Genomic DNA, 16,040 nt, shown 5'->3' with positions numbered 1-16,040 from the left:
GTGGCCGCCGACGCGGCCGCTGGGTGTGGGCGGGGCGTGGCTAGCCCGAGCGCCTTTAGCAAACACCCTATTTGGCAAAAGGTGGATGTCGAATTACTTTGGATTAAGTCAAGGAAAGTCTCGGCATTTAAATCCTGGTATTCCCGGGGCGGGTCACTTAGGCTCATGGTGAGTCCACGAGAGGAACCGATCATGAGCACCATCACCAGCGTCACGTCCTGCGCCACCACCTCCTGCGCCTACAACCACGACGGCTGTTCGGCCTTCGGCGTCACCATCGCCGGCACCGACAAGCCGACCTGCGTCACGTTTGTGACCCTCGATGCACGCGGCGGCCTGCCGAAGGCCGACGGCCATGTCGGGGCCTGCCAGCGCCTTGAGTGCGTCCACAACGCCGACCTGATGTGCACCAACGCGTCCATCACGATCGCTGACGCCGCGCAGTGCCAGTCCTACGAGGTCGCCTGACGCCTCGAACGTCGGTTCCATCCGACCTGCAACACGCACGTGGGCCCCGCCTGATGGCGGGGCCCACGTGCGTCTGCTGGCGGTGAGTGTCAGCAGGCCAGGGCGTCGCGCGGGGTGGCGTCGGCCATGAGGCGGTCGACCTGCGCGGTCAATTCGATGTGAGAGGTGGCGGGCGTGGCGAAGCGGGCGTAGGCGATCAGCGTCTCGTGGCGGCCCACCAGCATCACCGTGATGCCCGTCGGGTCCACGTCGACGCAGAACACCTGGTCCGCAGTAGGGGAACACACGTGGGGCAGCGGGGCCTTCTGGATCGCGAAACCGGGAACCGTGCCGACCATCACCGCCCAGCACAGATCCTTCAGCGTGGTGTTGTCGTGGCGGGCGACGAGATCGAAGGCGGCGTAGGGGTCCTCGATGAGCGTCACTGCCCCCTCGAGTGCTTCGAGCGGGATGGGTGTCGCGCCGGTCAGGTCATGCAGGACGACCTTCTCCATGTCGACGAAGCCCAGGCGTGCGCCGGGTGCGGTCAGCATGGCTTCGACCATGGGGGGTAAGGCGCCAGCCTCGATGTGCGCGATGGTCTCGGCTCGCGAAGCCCACGTCAGGCTTCCGAGTAGGTGCGTGGACGCCGCCACCAGGGACACCATCGGGTCGGGGGACTGCTTGAGGAGATCGACCCGCACATCGACGGCGAAGCCCGCCGGGACGGTACTGAGGAGTTCAGTGGGTGCTGCTGCCACGACGAGGCTGCCGTCGGGCATGAGCCCGTGGGTCACCGTCTCCAGGGCTTCCTCCATACGGTAGGCGTACAGCGACGCCGCAGCCGCACCGGACAGCATCCGCATCACGAGTGAGCGGACGCGAGCGTCGCAGGTCGGCATCGTCCACGTGTCGTACGACATCGACATGCCGTACCCCCTTCGAGTTCGGTGGGACCGTCGTCGGGCTCGCCTCGAATTACACAACGGTCGCCTTGCTGTATTCGCTGCTTAGGTTAGCCTAAGCTCTTGCCGTTCGTCGCGTCCATGTGGACGCCAGGTGAGACGGGTGCCGGGCCACTGGTTCGCTGCCGCGGGAACTGCGACCCTGGTCGGGGCAGAGTGCGACACCAAGGGAAGTGATTAGCGCGTGAAGCAGTGGGTGCGGGCAGGGGCAGCCCGGCTATCTGGGGCGCCGATCGTGATGCTCCTCATCTCCATTGCGACCGTGCAGATTGGCTCCTCGATCGCGAAGGATCTCTATAGCGCTGCGCAACCCCTCACGGTTGCCTGGCTGCGCCTGGGTGCGGCCGCGCTCATTCTTGGGGCTGTGACGCGTCCCCGGCTCACCGGACGCTCAGCGTCCGATTGGGGCTGGGTTGCCGGATACGGCGCATGTATGGCCGCCATGAACGTCACCTTCTACTTCGCCATCGAGCGGATTCCTGTGGGGATGGCGGTGACCTTGGAGTTCCTGGGCCCGCTAGGGGTTTCCGTCGCGCTCTCACGCCGCTTCCGTGACCTGCTGTGGGTGGGATTGGCCGCGCTGGGCGTGGCGTTGCTGGGATTCTCTCCCGGCGTGCTGGACCCGGTCGGCGTCGCCTGGGCCCTCGCAGCGGGAGCCCTGTGGGCGGGGTACATCCTGCTCGCGGGCCCGACCGGACGCCGCTGGGCAGGGGTGGACGGTGTCGCCGTCGCGTTCGGCATCGGGTTCGCCGGGGTCACCCCCCTGATGCTGGTTGCCGGTGCTTTCCCGGCACCCTCCCCCCACGTGTGGCTCGTCGGCGCTGCGGTCGGTTTGTTCAGCTCGGTCGTCCCTTATGGCATCGAAATGGGGGTCATGCGCCGGATCGAGCCGCGGATCTTCGGCATCTTGATGAGCCTAGAACCCGCCGTGGCAGCGCTGGCAGCGCTGATCCTGCTGGGGGAGACTCTCCGCCCGGTCGAGCTGGTGGCCATGGGATGCGTGGTGGCGGCCTCCATCGGAGTGGTGCGCAGCGCGCGGCGGCAACCAGTGGCCGACCCGGAGGCCGGAGCCGACGACGACGCGTGAGGGGTCAACCCAATTGAGACGCCGCTGAGATAGCGAAGAGACAGCCGTGAGATGCGTCTGAACTGAGGCCAGGGGCCGCCCGGAGAATGATCCGGGCGGCCCCTGGCCTCAGAGTGTCGGCATGCTGGGCGCGTGAGCCCGGACGCCGGTGGGTAGCGTCAGTTCACAGCACCGGCGAGGTGTGCCAGATCCGCTGGATGTAATCGCGCATCGAGCGGTCCGAGCTGAAGTAGCCGCTGCGGGCGACGTTCAGGATCGCCGAACGCGTCCAGGCGTCCTGGTCGGCGTAGTGCTGCTCCACCTTGGCCTGGGCCGCGATGTAGGAGTCGAAGTCGGCCAGAGCCATGAAACGGTCCGTGTTCAACAGGGAGTAGATGACCTGGTCGAACATGTGCTGATCACTGGGAGAGAAGTAGCCCGACAAGATCAGGTCGATGGCGGCCTTCAGGTTGGGGTTCTTCTCGTAGTAGTCGCCGGGGATATAGCCCTGCGCGCCCAGTTCGGCGACCTGCGGCTCGTTCATGCCGAACAGGAAGAAGTGCTTGTCACCGACCAGTTTGCGGATTTCGACGTTCGCGCCGTCATCGGTGCCGATGGTCAGCGCGCCGTTGAGGGCGAACTTCATGTTGCCGGTGCCGGACGCCTCCATGCCCGCCAGCGAGATCTGCTCGGACAGGTCGGCGGCCGGGATCAGCTTCTCGGCCAACGTGACGTTGTAGTTGGCGGGGAAGGCCACCTTGAGGCGTCCCTCCAGGCGCTCGTCGGCGTTGACCTTTTCGGCCACCTTGTTGATCAGGTGGATGGTCTCCTTGGCCAACTTGTAGCCCGGGGCGGCCTTCGCGCCGAACACCACCGTGCGCGGTGTGACGTCGGACGCGGCGATCTTGCCGGAGATGACCTGCTCGTACAGGGAGACGATGTGCAGCAGCTTCAACGACTGGCGCTTGTACTCGTGCAGGCGCTTCACCATGACGTCGAGCAGGTGCCCCTCAGGCAGTTCGATGCCGTCGCGGGCCTTCAGCAGCGTCGTCAAACGCGTCTTGTTCCACTGCTTGGCCTCGCGGAACGCTGCACGGAAGTCAGCGTCGTCGGCGTAGGGCTCCAGTTCCTTGAGGCGCTCCAACTGCGTCACCCAGCCGGACCCGATGGTGTCGGTGATCAGCGTCGACAGCTTCGGGTTGGCCAGCCGGACGAACCGGCGCGGCGTCACGCCGTTGGTGACGTTGGTGAACTTGTCGGGGTACATCTCGGAGAAGTCCGGCAGCACCTTGTCGCGCAGCAGTTGGCTGTGCAGTTCGGCCACGCCGTTGACCTTCGTCGCCGCGACCGTGGCCAGGTAGGCCATCCGGACGCCGCGCTCGGGCAGTTCGGCGATGATCGACATGCGGCGGGCCCGCAGTTCATCGTCGGGGAACTGCTTGCGGACCTGGGCGAGGAACTCCTCGTTGATCCGGTAAATGATCTCCAGATGGCGGGGCAGGAGGCGTCCCAGCAGTTCGGTCGGCCACACTTCGAGGGCTTCGGGCAGCAGGGTGTGGCAGGTGTAGCCGAAGCAGCGGCTGGTGATGTCCCACGCCTCGTCCCAGTCGTAGCCCTTCTCGTCGACGAGGATGCGCATGAGTTCGGGGACGGCGATCACCGGGTGGGTGTCGTTGAGCTGGAAGGCGATCCGCTCGGACAGCCGGTGCAGGTCGAAGCCCTCTTCGAGTTCCTTGTTGATGAAGTCGTGCAGCGAGGCGGCGACGAAGAAGTACTGCTGCTGCAGCCGCAGTTCCTTACCTTGCGGCGTCGAATCCTCGGGGTAGAGCACCTTGGAGATGTTCTCGGCGAACGTTTGCGCGCGGACGGCCTGGGCGTAGTCGCCGGAGTTGAAGATCTGCAGGTCGAACGCGTTGGTGGCTTGCGCGCTCCACAGCCGCAGCGTGTTGACGCGGCCGTTGAGGTAGCCGGGGACCATGTAGTTGTACGGCATCGCGAGCACGTTCCAGCCCGGAACCCAGCGGGACTTCTCGACGCCGTCCGCATCGGTGAACGTTTCGGTGTGGCCGCCGAAGTTGACCTTCACCGACGCCTCGGGGTGCGGGAACTCCCACGGGGAACCCAACTGAAGCCACGTATCGGGCTGCTCGACCTGGCGGCCATCGACGAACGTCTGGCGGAAGATGCCGTACTCGTAGCGGATGCCGTAGCCGATACAGAGAACGTTCATGGTGGCCAGTGAGTCGATGAAGCATGCGGCCAGGCGACCCAGGCCGCCGTTACCGAGACCCGGCTCGACCTCCTGGTTGCGCAGCGTCGCCAGGTCGATCCCGCACAGCGCGAGCCCCTTCTCGGCGATGTCGGCCAGGTCGGTGGCCAGCAGCGCGTTGCCGAGCTGGCGGCCCAGCAGGTACTCCGCGGACAGGTAGCCGACGACCTTCGGCTGGTTCTCCTGCGGCTTGCCGCCGGTCTCCAGCCACCGTGCCATCAGGTAGTTGCGCACGGTGGAGGCGAGCGCCAAGTACTGGTCGTTGATGCTGGAACGCGACAATGCCACGCCCTGATTGGTGTTCAGCTCGTGAAGGAACTCGCGGACGAAGCCGTCGACGGAAAAGGGCGGCGTCCCCACCGGCGCGGTAGCGAGGGGGTGGGTCGGGGTCTGCGACGGCCCGAAGACACGATGGTCGGTCGTCGGGGACTCGTCGGCCGTGAGCGCGGAGGCGTTCTGCACAGAATCAGGCATGCCCGTCAGCCTAGTAGCGCGTCCTGAGATCCGACGCACTGCCCATCTCCGCGCGAGCACAGGCCGGGCCGCTACCATGCCCGCCCACGACCCTGCCGCGCGCCGGTCTGCCCGTCATCCGCAGACAGACCGACGCCGGGGCTGGGGCTAGCCGAGCGTCTCGGGTGGGGTCGCCGGGATGCCGCGAACGTGCTCGTCGAGGAACCCGAGCACCACCTCGTACCAGACCTTCGCATGCTGCGGCGACAAGACCCAATGGTTCTCGTTGGGGAAGTACAAGAACCGGTGCGGGCTCGTGCCGTCCTCGCCGGCGGGCAGCCCGGACGCGCTGAGAAGCTCCCACCACAACCGCAACCCCTCCCCGATGGGGACGCGATAGTCGCGGTCGCCGTGGATGACGAGCATCGGCGTCGTGATGGCGCCCACGCTGCGATGCGGAGAGTTGGCGGCCATCATCTCCGGGGTCATCTCTTGCTCCCAGAAGAACGGCGCGTCCGTGGTGGGGCCGAATTGGTCCAGCGCCCACAAGGACGCGTGGGTGACGATGGCCGCGAACCGGTCGGTGTGTCCGGCGATCCAGTTGGCCATGTAGCCACCGAACGAGCCACCCATGGCGACGGTCTTGTCGCCGGCAATGTCGCCGCGCCCCTCGGCGGCGTCCGTGATCGCCATCAGGTCGGTGAACGGGGCCTGACCCCAGGCACCCCAGCCGCGCTGAATGAACTCCTCGCCGTATCCGGTGCTCAGGGCCGGGTCGGGCAGCAGGACGGCGTAGCCGCGGGCGACCAGATTCCAGGGGTTCCAGCGCCAGCTCCACGAGTTCCATGAGCTGAGCGGACCGCCGTGGATCCACAACGCCAGCGGTGCCGGATGCGCCGCGTCCGCGTCGGACGGGAGAGCCAGCCAGGCGCGGATGCGTTGGCCGTCGTCGGCGGTGGTGGCGATCTCGGTGAGGCGCCCAGGTAGTTCCGGACGCCCGACGGGGTTGGGCAGGCGGGTCGTCGCGCCCGTGGCGACGTCGATGCGCACGACTTCGGCGGGGAACGCGTAGCTGGAACGGACCGCGTACACGGTGGCGCCGTCGGGGCTGATCGCGGCGTCGGAGTAGGCCGCGTCATCGGTGGTGAGCTGGCGCGGGGCCGCACCGGAGGCCTCCAGGATGAACAGCGGGGAGCGCCCCTCGGCGTCCGCGTGCACCAGGACGCCGCTGCCGTCGGGAAGCCAGGCCAGCGGGGTGCACCAGTGATCCCAGCCGGACGCCAGCGGCGCCAGTTCCCCGGTGCTGAGGTCGAGGGTGTGCACCGTCCACGACGGCGGACGCTGCGGCGTCCCGACGCGTTCGACCTGGACGACGGCGCGGCGCCCGTCAGGGCTGACCGGGCCCGCGCTGTAGGAGGTCGTCTCGTCGGGGACGAGCAGGTCGCGGCGCGTGCCGTCGGCGTCCACGCGAGTGAGCGCTTCCCGGTGTGAGCCGCGGGCTCCGCTCAGCGTCCGGGTGGTCAGGACGAAGGAGCCGTCGGGGGCGACGAACGTGCTGGCGGTGACCAGGTCGGCGCCGATGCCCGGTGTCAGGTCGCGCAGGCTGGCGCTGGTGTCGGCGCCTTCGCCGAGGGTGAGGGCGAACAGGTGCGGGGTGGCGGGGCCCAGATCGTGATCCCAGAATCGCACCGGGCTGGAGGTGTGCAGGATCGCGGCGACCTTCTTGTCCTTGCGCAGGCTGCGCAGTTCGGCGTCGCGCGCTTCGGCGTCGGACGCCTGATCGGCACCCGGCAGGACGCCAGCCGTCACGACCACCGCCCCCGACGCTGAGGCGACCGCGACGGCGTCCACGCCGCCCGGACGCGCCAGGACGCGGCGCGCTTCGCCACCGACCCCGGGCACCACCCACAGGGCGGCGGCGTCGTCGGACTCGGTTGCTTCCGGGTCGGGGCGGGCGCTGAGGAAGTACAGGTCGTTGTTGGGTGCGTACACGATGCCGGATTCGCCCTTGGCGCTGCGCGTCACCCGGTGTGCGGGGCGTTCGCCTGCCGGATCGAGTTCCCACACGGCGTTGACGTAGCGCGTCGCCGTCGGGTCGAGCGTGGCGACGACCGCCGCCAGGCGCGTCCCGTCGGGGCTCAGCGCGAGACCCCCTTGGCGTGGCAGGGCGATGAAGGCGTCAAGGTCGTGGAAGGGCGTTACGGTCATGGCTCCATCCTGCCCCGTGACGCCAGGCACGGTCAGTGATCCCCGCCTGTCAGGGCCCTTTCCCGCAGGCGAGCCTCACGTTCGGCGGGCGTCTGGCGCGGGCAGTCGGCGCAGCTTCCGTGACCGGGCACGCGCGAGACCAGGCAGCAGGAACCGCGCCGGACCCAGACATCACGGACCCCTTCGGGCAGGTCGCGCAACGTGGTGAACCGGGGCGCGGGGACGCCCGGGCGATCCAGCGCCGCCACCAGGTCGACCGCCATGGCCTGAGCCCGCCCCAGTTGGCCGGTCGCGGCACCTAGCCACAGCAGCCGATTGGTGAGGGAGTCGACGGCCAGCGCCCACAGGCGACGCTCACCGCGTCCCAGCCGGGACGCCAACACGCCGATCACCGCGTCCAGGGTGGCCCCGAGTTCCTCGACGCCGTCGCCGTCCATGATGGCCTCAGCGTTCACCGGCGAGGCGTCCTCACCGAGGAGGAAGAACGGGCGTTCGGCGTCCGAGAGGCGATCCAGGATCGTGTGCAGCGTCGTCGCTGCCGCCGGGGATGCTGCGGGCATCATGAGGGCTCCTGTCGTGGTGCGTCGGCGTGTGCGCGCGGGTCGGCCGCGGCGTCGAGGTGGCCGTCGGTCATGGTGAGCAGGCGGTCGGCGATGGTGCCCAGCAAGGCGACGTCGTGGCTGACGATGAACTGGGCGACGCCGTGGCGATCGGCGAGGTCGCGCAGCAGCGCCATCATGGCTTGGGCGGTGCGCACGTCCAGGCTGGCGGTCGGCTCGTCGGCCACGATGAGGGCCGGACGCGCGATGAGCGCCCGCGCGATCGCGACGCGCTGCGCCTGCCCGACCGACAGTTGCCGAGGGCGGGCGAGGGGGTCGAGGTGCCCGATCCCGACCTGGGTGAGTGCCTCGCGGGCCAGACGGATCCGTTCAGCTTTGCCCAGACGCCGCGTGACGGTGAGCGGTTCGGTGATGCTGCGCCACAGCGGCCAGCGCGGATCCAAGGAACTGAGCGGATCCTGCGAGATCGGCATCACCGAGCCGGGCGTGGGCCCGGCGGACGCCTGACCGTTCCAGGTGAGCGTCCCGCTGTCGGGGGGCTCCATGCCGGAGACCATCCGCAGGAGGGTCGATTTGCCTGAGCCGGACGGCCCGACGACGCCCACGATCTCACCTGCGTGAATGCTGAGGTCGGCGGGCTGGACCGCCGTGAGGGTGCCCGTCCCGCTGCGGTAGCGCTTCGTGACCCCCGACGCGGACGCGACGGTCGGCGTCCGGGGAGGCGTCCGGACGAGCCGCGGTGCCCGGATGCTGGCAGCCAGGAGCAGGCGGGTTTGGTCGTGGCGTGGCTGCCGCAGCACCGTCGCGGCGGTGCCCTCCTCGACGATGCGGCCCTCATGCATGACGAGGATCCGGTCGGCATGCGCGGCGGCCAAGGCGAGGTCGTGGGTGACGAACAGCACGGCCCGGCTGCGCGCACGCAGCGTGCTGAGGACGTTGTCGGCCAGGTCGGCGTCCAACGCGCTGGTGGGCTCGTCGGCGAGGGTCACCAGCGGGGAGAGTTGGGTGCCCGCCACGATGGTGGCGCGTTGCAGCATCCCGCCGGACCATTGGTGGGGGTGCTGGCCTAGGCGCGTGGCCGCCTCCGGGATCCCGACGGCCGTCAACTGGGCGGTCAGGTCGGCGGCGTCGGGGCGGCGTCCCTGAATGAGGAGCGGTTCGCGGACGTGATGGCCGACGGTCCGCAGCGGATCATAAGCGCCGTAGGGGTCTTGGGAGACGTAGCCGAGGCGGCGGGCGGTCAGCAGGTGCCGTTCCCGTGGTCGGAGCGTGAGCACGTCGACGTCGACGTCGGCGATCCGGATGGTGCCGGTGATCCGCGTCCGCGCGCCCAGCAGGCCCTGGATGCTGCGCAGGGTCGTGGTCTTCCCGCACCCCGATTCGCCGACGAGAGCCACGCTTTCGCCCTCGTCGACGGCGAACGTGACGCCGATCGCGCCCCGGTGCCCGTTCGGGTAGGTGACGCAGAGATCCTCGACCTGCACGGCGGGGGGTGTCACGACAGTTCCTTCAGGTCGGCGCAGTCGCGCAAGGCGTCGCTGATCAACGTGACGCTGGTGACGACGAGGACCAGCCCCAGCCCTGGACCGATCAGCAGCCACGGCGCCACGGCGAGGTCGATGCGGCTGGCGTTGAGCATGCTTCCCCATTCGGCGGTGGGGGGTTGGACGCCCAACCCGAGAAATGACATCCCCGCCAGGCCCAGGACCGTCTCACCGAGCCCCAAGGTGGCCGAGATGAGCCCGTAGATGAGCACGGAGGGGAGGATGTGGCCGACCGCGATCCGGGCCGGGCTCACCCCCGCCATGCGGGCGGCGATGACGTCGCCACGGTGGCGGCAGTCCAGGGCGAGGGTGCGGCACAGTTTGGCGAGGCCCGCCCACCCGGTGATCGACATGGCCACGACGAGATTGATGAGCCCCGGCCCCAACGCCCCGACGATGGCCAGCGCCATCACCAGCGACGGTAGGCCGAGCATGACGTCGCAGCAGCGGCACAGGAAGGCGTCGATGCGTCCGCCCGCCAGGGCTGCGGTGACGCCCACCCCGATCCCGAGGGTGGTGGTGATGGCGAACACGACGAGCGCTGCCAGTAGGGAGACGCGGGCGCCGTAGACGGTCCGCGCCATGACGTCGCGCCCGGCCGAGTCGGTGCCGAGCGGGAACGCCGCCGAGGGAGGGGTGAGTTGTTGGGTGAACCGGGTGAGGTCGGGGTCGCCGACCAGGAGCGGTCCGACGAGGGCCACGGTCAGGAGGATGAGGACGCCGACCAGTCCGGTGACGAACCCGCGGTGGTGCAGCAACCGGTGAACCAGCCCGGCGTGGCTGCCGCGTTCTGCGGGGGCGGCGTCCGTCGTCATGGCGCTCATGACGCCACCGCCGTCGGGGTGCGGAGGCGGGGATCCAGCACGGTCACCAGCACGTCGGTGAGGAGGCTCACCACGATGAAGGTCGTGATGGCGACCATCGTGTAGAACAGCACGACCGGGGCGTCGCCCGCGCTGATCGCCTGCACCGTGTAGGCGCCCACCCCCGGCCAGGTGAACACGGCCTCCACGATGGGGGCCCCACCCAGCAGACCTGCCGCGCCGAGCGCGACGATCGTGAGCCACGGGGGAAGCGCGTTGGGGAGGGCGTGGACGAACACCTGGCGCGTGAGGGACGCCCCCCGCGCCCGGCTCACGAGAAGGTACGGGGCCGACAGGGCCTCCAAGACGGAGGCCCGCAGCACCCGCGACCAGTAGCCGATGGCGCCACAGGCGAGGGTGAGCGCGGGCCACCAGACGGTCAGCCACGTCCCGTCGGCGACGACGCGTCCCCACTTGAGGCGCAGCACGACGGTGTTGAGGACGAGCAGCCCAAACAAGAAGCTGGGGACAATGACCAGGGCCAGCGTGATGACACGCACCACCGTGTCCCATGCGCGGCGATGGCACGAGGCCGCGGTGACGCCCAGCAGAACGGACGCCACCACGGCCATCAGCATGCTGACGCCGGTGAGGAGCGCGGTAGCCGGGAGACGTTGAGCGATCTCCTCGGCCACCGGGCGCCCCGACTTCCACGACACACCGAAGTCGCCGTGGAACCAGGCCGCCAACCAGCGCAGATAGCGCAGGACGGGCGGGTCGTCCAGCCCGAGTTCGGTGCGCATGGCGGCGACCTGATAGGGATCCGGTTCGAGGATTCCGCGGGCGCGCAGGATGCCTTCGACGGGGTCGGTCGGTGCGGCCATCAGCATGACCCACACCAGAATGCTGGCGGCCAGGAGGGTCGCCAGTGCGGCACCGAACCGCCGAAGGACACGTCCTGCCATGGATCAGCGCGTGGGGGCAGTGTGCGCGTCGACCCACTGGTTGGTGTTGGAAACCTGGTAGTCACGCCACGCCGGGGCGGCGACGACGCTGGGGGAGCGCATGCCGAGGAAGCCCATGTAGGCGCCGTCGGCGACCTTGCGCTGAATCTGGCGCAGCAGGTCGTCGCGCTCGGTCGTGTTCATCGCGACCGCGACCTTGGCGACCAGCGCATCAAGTTCCGGATCGGCCAGGCCGTACACGTTGCGGGAGCCCTTGGTGATGAAGTAACTCTGCAGCGGGGCGATCGGATCCCCAGCCAGCGACGTGGTCCCGTTCCCGGCGATCGCCATGTCCCACTCGGTGTTGGGGTCGCGGGTCGCGGTGATCATCTCCGGGACCTGGCTGATCTTCACCGTGATCCCGATCGTCTTCAGTTGCGCCTGGATCGCCAGGGCCAGCGTGTTCGAGTCGGGCTGGGTGGGGTAGGTGAGCACGGTCAGTTCGAGCGGCTGTCCGTCCTTGGTCGCCAGGCCGGACGCGTCAGCCTGGTAGCCGGACGCGGCGAGCGCACCCTTGGCTGCGGTGAGATCGGTGTGCTGCGTCTCGAGGGCGTAGGACGCCTCGGGGGCGTACATGCCCGTCGAGGGCTCATAGAGGCCCCCCATCACGTCGTCGGCCAGGGCGGTGTAGTCGATGCCTGACAGCACTGCCTGACGCAGGTTGCGGTCGGCCATCTTTGCGCGCTTCTCGTTGAGTTGGAGTTGGAAGGTCGGTCCCTTGGGGGTGCCGCTCCGCCAGAACGAGTCGTTGCGTCCCGTCAGGTTCTTCGCGGCCTGGGTGGGCGGGTAGAGAGCGAGGTCGGCTTCACCGTTTTGGACGGCGAGGATGCGGGACTGCTCATCGGTGATGAAGGAGACCGTCACCTTCTCCAGGGGAGGTTTGCCGCCCCAATAGTCGGGGTTGGCGGGCAGGACGAGGTGCTGGGCGTCCAGGGATTCGACGCGGTAGGGGCCGGTGTACATCTGGGCGGCGATGATCGCGGACGGGTTGCCCTTGGCGGGTTCGTAGGCGGCCCGGTCGAAGATGACGAACTTGGACTTCTCCGCGAGGGTGAACGGCAGGTTCGGGGCGGGGGTGGGCGTGGTGAACGTCACCTCTAGCGGCCCCGTGACGGTCAGCGTCGATGCCTTGAGCGGAGCCAACGACGCCGTGTTCTGCAGTTGGTAGTTCATGACGTCGGCCAGGGCGCCGGCGTCCAGCGTGCGTCCGTTCTGGAAGCGGATGCCATCCTTGAGGGTCAGCTTCCAGGTGAGTGCGTCCACGTTGTCGAGGGACTTCAGCAGCCACGGCTCGGGATCACCGTTGGAGGTGGCGTGCATGAGGAGTTCGCTGAAGCCGAACTCGTTGCCCCAAAAGCCATTGTCGATCGGGTCGACGTTGTCGATGGCGAACCCTGTCGCGATCCGCAAGCTGGCGGGCGCATCGGCGGGTCCCGGGGTCGCGCCGGGGGCCTGGCTGCAGGCCGTCGTGCCCAGGAGGACGGCGGCGAGGAGGAAGGTCGTAATGCGGCCTCTGAGCCCGGAGAGTCGCGTCCGGTCTGTCGGCATGGTGGTGCCCTTCGTGTTCGGGCCTCGCCGCGCGCGGACCGGCCACGAGGGAACCGGCAGCCAGGTCACACGTGGCAAAGGCCATGATCGTCGTCGGCAGGTCTTCGGCCTCGGGGTCAGTGGTGCGGCAGCGCCTTCCCAGATGTCTCCAGTGGCGTCGTGCTGCCGTCCTCGCCCATACCGCTGCGTGTCAGGCCCGGATTCTCACCGGGTTCCCTTGCATCGTGGGTGATGCGACCGACGACGGCACGCTAGTCCAGCGAAGGCGTGTTGGCTTGGGGTTTCCTAGATTGCCCACCCCGCACGGACACGGGCCCGGTTCGGTGGCTTAGGACGCGGGCGGCGTCGGCTGGGAGGCGGCGATCATCTCCGGCGGGGCGGCACGGATCCCGGCCCGCTGCAACTCCGACAACGACGTCGCGAGCAGGTCACGGCGGACGGCCCACTGCTGATCGGGGGCCGTTTTAGCCAGGATCGTCAACGTGATGACCCCCGGGGTCACCTTGTTGACGCCCAGCACCGACGGCTTCTCCAACAGCACGTCGGCGTACTGCTCGTCGGAGAACACCTTGTCCACCACCGTGCCGAGCACCTCGATGGCCTTGGTGGTGTTCTGGTTGGGCGCGATGGGGATGTCGATCGTGGCCGTGGACCAGCCTTGGCTGCGGTTCCCGACGCGCGTGATCTCACCGTTGCGGACGAACCACACCTCCCCGGAGGAGTCCACCAGTTTGGTGATCCGCAGACCGACCTCTTGCACGGTGCCGACGACCTCGCCGGTGTCGATCAGGTCACCGACGCCGAACTGGTCCTCGAAGATCATCAAGATACCGGAGATGTAGTCCTTGACTAAGGATTGCGCGCCGAAGGCGAGCGCGACGCCGCCGATCCCGGACGCCGCGAGCACCGGCTCCAGGGGGACGCCGAGGATGCGCAGGACCGTCAAGATCACCAGAACCACGAGCACGACGTCGACCGCGTTGCTGAGGACCGACCCGACCGTCTTGACGCGGGCCTCGTGGCGTCCGTTGAGGGCGCCCGACAGCTTCCCGAGGAACCGGTTGGTTGCCGCCGACGAGGTGGGTTCTGGATGGTCGCCCGCCTTGATGGAGGCGCGCACTCCCGTGCGGATCGCGCGACGCAGGATGAAGCGCCCCACGATCGCGACCAGCAGCACGACGCCGATCTCGATAGCCGTCTCGGGCCAGGTCGCGGTGATGAGGGGCGTCATGTCCCCATTGTGGCCGACGCGGCACGCGCCCGCTTTCGGGACGGCCCACCTGGTACCCGAGGGACGCGGGAGGATGGAAGCGGTGCCACCTCACGCCGGATCGTGTGGGGGGTGACGCCTCTGACGTCCACTCTGGTCCTTCGACCGCCCCGGAAAGGTGCCCCATGACCGCGATCGAGAACTCCAAGCTGACCGTCGTCGGCGCCGGCAGCGTCGGCACGTCCATCGCCTATGCGAGTCTGATTCGCGGTGCCGCACGGCGCATCGCGCTGTACGACATTGCCGCCGAGAAGGTGGAGGCTGAGGTGCTCGACCTCGCCCACGGAACCCAGTTCGTGGGCGACACGGACCTGTCGGGTGGCAGCGATCTGAGTGTGGCGGAGGGGTCGCAGGTTGTCGTCATCACGGCGGGCGCCAAGCAGCGTCCGGGCCAGTCGCGACTCGACCTGGCTGCCACGAACGCGCGCATCATCAGCGACCTGATGCCCAAGCTGGTGCAGGCGGCGCCGGACGCGATCTTCGTGATCGTCACGAACCCGTGTGACGTGCTGACCGTCATCGCGCAAGAGGTCAGCGGCCTGCCGCTGGAGCGCGTGTTCGCGTCCGGGACGATGCTGGACACCTCTCGCCTGCGCTGGGCGTTGGGGCAGCGCGTCGGGGTCTCGACGTCGTCGGTGCACGCCTCCATCGTGGGCGAGCACGGGGACAGCGAGTTCCCGCTGTGGTCGAGTGCGACGATCGGGAACGTGCCGTTGCTGGACTGGCGCGACCCCGAGCGCCCCGCGCTGACCCGCGACGAGCTCGATCAGATCGCCTTCAACGTGCGCAACGCCGCCTACCGGGTCATCAAGGGCAAGGGGGCAACGAACTACGCAGTCGGCCTGTCGACCACGCGCGTCGTGGAGGCCATCGTCGGCGATCAGCGGGCGGTACTGCCGGTCAGTTGCGTGCTCGACGACTTCCGTGGGGTCTCCGGGGTCGCTTTGTCGGTGCCCTCCATCGTGGACGCCTCGGGTGCCGTCCCGATCAAGCAAACCCGCTTCGACGAGGAGGAATGGGCCTCGTTCGAGGCGTCCGCCTTGCAGATGCGGACGGTGGCCGCCGACCTGGGCTACTAGGACGCCGGGGAGACCTCGGCGGGCGTCAGCGCCGCCAGGGCCTCGTCCAGCAAGGCGTTGAACGTGTCGGGGCGCATCGCCGTCACCAGGTGCGAGGCGCGCGGCACGATGGTGAACCTCGCTTGCGGCGCCCAGCGTCGGAACGCCCATTCGTGGGCGCGCAACTGGTCGAACTGCCCGTTCACGAACCAGGCGGGCACGGTGAGTTGGCGCACGGCGGAGCGCAGATCGAGGTGGGCGAGGCTGGCGAGGGCGGCGTCTTGGGCGTCGAGGGCGTAGCCGCCTGCGGCGAAGTCGCCGCGCGTATCGGCGGGCAGGGTCGCGGCCAGGATCAGCCGGGTCAGGCCCAACCCGCGTGAGGGCAGCCGGTCGACCGCGCGGAGCACCCCGCGGTAGGCGGCCAGCCCGACGCCGCGCGGCACCGACGTGCACGACACGGCCATGAGGGCGCCCAGCGGCGCTGATGGCGTCATGCCTGCGTAGGCGGTCGACAAGATCCCGCCCATCGAGTGGCCCACCAGCAGGACAGGGCCGTCCTGGGCGGCCTCGCGGACGGCGGAGTCGATGGTGTCGAGGGCTGCGTCCAGCGTGAAGGCCTCGTCGAGGCGGGTGCCGTGCCCGGGCAGGTCCAGGCTGCGGGCGCCGATGCCCGCCTCCTCCAGGTGGGCGACTTGGCGACGCCACATCGTCCTCGAGGTCCGGATTCCGTGAACGAAGACGACCTGGGCGCTCATGCCTCCAGCGTAGGTCGGGGCCCAGCCGACCCCCATCGACCCCCGGTCTCGGCTGGGGTGGCCGGGCAGGGGAGGTGCCTGCGGACTAGG

The 16,040-nt window shown here is 68.9% G+C and carries 13 protein-coding genes and 1 riboswitch; of the genes, 3 read left to right on the top strand and 10 right to left on the bottom strand.

Annotated elements, in window-relative coordinates; all coding sequences use genetic code 11:
• The first annotated feature begins 192 nt into the window (after positions 1 to 192).
• Entirely contained in the window at positions 193 to 468 is a 276-nt protein-coding gene (locus C1706_RS11375) for a DUF1540 domain-containing protein (protein WP_129459367.1), read from the top strand.
• Between the two features lie 89 nt (positions 469 to 557).
• Here the strand turns inward: C1706_RS11375 and C1706_RS11370 are convergent, their stop codons facing one another.
• Entirely contained in the window at positions 558 to 1,376 is an 819-nt protein-coding gene (locus C1706_RS11370; RefSeq protein WP_129459366.1) for a hypothetical protein, read from the bottom strand.
• A 220-nt stretch (positions 1,377 to 1,596) separates the two neighbouring features.
• Here C1706_RS11370 and C1706_RS11365 point away from each other — a divergent pair, with 220 nt between their 5' ends.
• Complete coding sequence (locus C1706_RS11365) at positions 1,597 to 2,499, top strand: EamA family transporter (protein ID WP_241653552.1); 903 nt, start codon at positions 1,597 to 1,599, stop codon at positions 2,497 to 2,499.
• 163 nt (positions 2,500 to 2,662) lie between these two features.
• Here the strand turns inward: C1706_RS11365 and C1706_RS11360 are convergent, their stop codons facing one another.
• The 8 genes from C1706_RS11360 to C1706_RS11325 form a co-directional block, all read right to left on the bottom strand.
• On the bottom strand, positions 2,663 to 5,221 hold the full coding sequence (locus tag C1706_RS11360; RefSeq protein ID WP_129459365.1) for a glycogen/starch/alpha-glucan phosphorylase: 2,559 nt from the start codon (positions 5,219 to 5,221) through the stop codon (positions 2,663 to 2,665).
• 147 nt (positions 5,222 to 5,368) lie between these two features.
• Positions 5,369 to 7,408, bottom strand: a complete 2,040-nt coding sequence (locus C1706_RS11355) for a prolyl oligopeptidase family serine peptidase (RefSeq protein WP_129459364.1) — start codon at positions 7,406 to 7,408, stop codon at positions 5,369 to 5,371.
• Positions 7,409 to 7,440: 32 nt separating this feature from the next.
• Positions 7,441 to 7,971: a (2Fe-2S)-binding protein gene (locus C1706_RS11350; RefSeq protein ID WP_129459363.1), complete on the bottom strand. Its 531-nt coding sequence runs from the start codon at positions 7,969 to 7,971 to the stop codon at positions 7,441 to 7,443.
• Entirely contained in the window at positions 7,968 to 9,467 is a 1,500-nt protein-coding gene (locus C1706_RS11345) for an ABC transporter ATP-binding protein (RefSeq protein WP_129459362.1), read from the bottom strand. Before C1706_RS11345 ends, C1706_RS11350 begins: the two co-directional genes overlap by 4 nt.
• A complete protein-coding gene (locus C1706_RS11340; protein ID WP_241653551.1) occupies positions 9,464 to 10,336 on the bottom strand; it encodes an ABC transporter permease in 873 nt (290 codons plus the stop codon). Before C1706_RS11340 ends, C1706_RS11345 begins: the two co-directional genes overlap by 4 nt.
• Positions 10,333 to 11,280, bottom strand: a complete 948-nt coding sequence (locus C1706_RS11335; protein ID WP_129459361.1) for an ABC transporter permease — start codon at positions 11,278 to 11,280, stop codon at positions 10,333 to 10,335. The genes C1706_RS11340 and C1706_RS11335 overlap by 4 nt, the downstream gene beginning before the upstream one ends.
• Before the next feature lie 3 nt (positions 11,281 to 11,283).
• Positions 11,284 to 12,867: an ABC transporter substrate-binding protein gene (locus C1706_RS11330; protein ID WP_129459360.1), complete on the bottom strand. Its 1,584-nt coding sequence runs from the start codon at positions 12,865 to 12,867 to the stop codon at positions 11,284 to 11,286.
• Positions 12,868 to 12,945: 78 nt separating this feature from the next.
• A riboswitch (cobalamin riboswitch) is annotated at positions 12,946 to 13,124 on the bottom strand.
• Between the two features lie 71 nt (positions 13,125 to 13,195).
• Positions 13,196 to 14,098 carry a mechanosensitive ion channel family protein gene (locus tag C1706_RS11325; protein WP_129459359.1) on the bottom strand — a complete coding sequence of 301 codons (903 nt, stop codon included), beginning with the start codon at positions 14,096 to 14,098 and terminating at the stop codon, positions 13,196 to 13,198.
• A gap of 164 nt (positions 14,099 to 14,262) precedes the next feature.
• Here C1706_RS11325 and C1706_RS11320 point away from each other — a divergent pair, with 164 nt between their 5' ends.
• Positions 14,263 to 15,216 (top strand): L-lactate dehydrogenase, encoded by a 954-nt coding sequence (locus tag C1706_RS11320; RefSeq protein ID WP_129459358.1) that lies wholly within the window; start codon positions 14,263 to 14,265, stop codon positions 15,214 to 15,216.
• Here the strand turns inward: C1706_RS11320 and C1706_RS11315 are convergent.
• Complete coding sequence (locus tag C1706_RS11315) at positions 15,213 to 15,950, bottom strand: alpha/beta fold hydrolase (RefSeq protein ID WP_129459357.1); 738 nt, start codon at positions 15,948 to 15,950, stop codon at positions 15,213 to 15,215. The genes C1706_RS11320 and C1706_RS11315 overlap by 4 nt on opposite strands.
• Between the last annotated feature and the right edge of the window lie 90 nt (positions 15,951 to 16,040).

The organism is Propioniciclava flava, assembly GCF_004126535.1.
Lineage (GTDB): Bacteria > Actinomycetota > Actinomycetes > Propionibacteriales > Propionibacteriaceae > Propioniciclava > Propioniciclava flava.
Note: the sequence above shows the minus strand (reverse complement) of the source record. Positions and strands in the feature narration are given on the sequence as shown.

Excerpts from the sequence above, each read along its gene's own strand:
- C1706_RS11340 (WP_241653551.1), bottom strand. The coding sequence starts at position 10,336 with ATGAGCGCCATGACGACGGACGCCGCCCCCGCAGAACGCGGCAGCCAC.
- C1706_RS11335 (WP_129459361.1), bottom strand. The coding sequence starts at position 11,280 with ATGGCAGGACGTGTCCTTCGGCGGTTCGGTGCCGCACTGGCGACCCTC.
- C1706_RS11325 (WP_129459359.1), bottom strand. The coding sequence starts at position 14,098 with ATGACGCCCCTCATCACCGCGACCTGGCCCGAGACGGCTATCGAGATC.
- C1706_RS11375 (WP_129459367.1), top strand. The coding sequence starts at position 193 with ATGAGCACCATCACCAGCGTCACGTCCTGCGCCACCACCTCCTGCGCC.
- C1706_RS11330 (WP_129459360.1), bottom strand. The coding sequence starts at position 12,867 with ATGCCGACAGACCGGACGCGACTCTCCGGGCTCAGAGGCCGCATTACG.
- C1706_RS11315 (WP_129459357.1), bottom strand. The coding sequence starts at position 15,950 with ATGAGCGCCCAGGTCGTCTTCGTTCACGGAATCCGGACCTCGAGGACG.
- C1706_RS11355 (WP_129459364.1), bottom strand. The coding sequence starts at position 7,408 with ATGACCGTAACGCCCTTCCACGACCTTGACGCCTTCATCGCCCTGCCA.
- C1706_RS11350 (WP_129459363.1), bottom strand. The coding sequence starts at position 7,971 with ATGATGCCCGCAGCATCCCCGGCGGCAGCGACGACGCTGCACACGATC.
- C1706_RS11320 (WP_129459358.1), top strand. The coding sequence starts at position 14,263 with ATGACCGCGATCGAGAACTCCAAGCTGACCGTCGTCGGCGCCGGCAGC.
- C1706_RS11360 (WP_129459365.1), bottom strand. The coding sequence starts at position 5,221 with ATGCCTGATTCTGTGCAGAACGCCTCCGCGCTCACGGCCGACGAGTCC.
- C1706_RS11370 (WP_129459366.1), bottom strand. The coding sequence starts at position 1,376 with ATGTCGATGTCGTACGACACGTGGACGATGCCGACCTGCGACGCTCGC.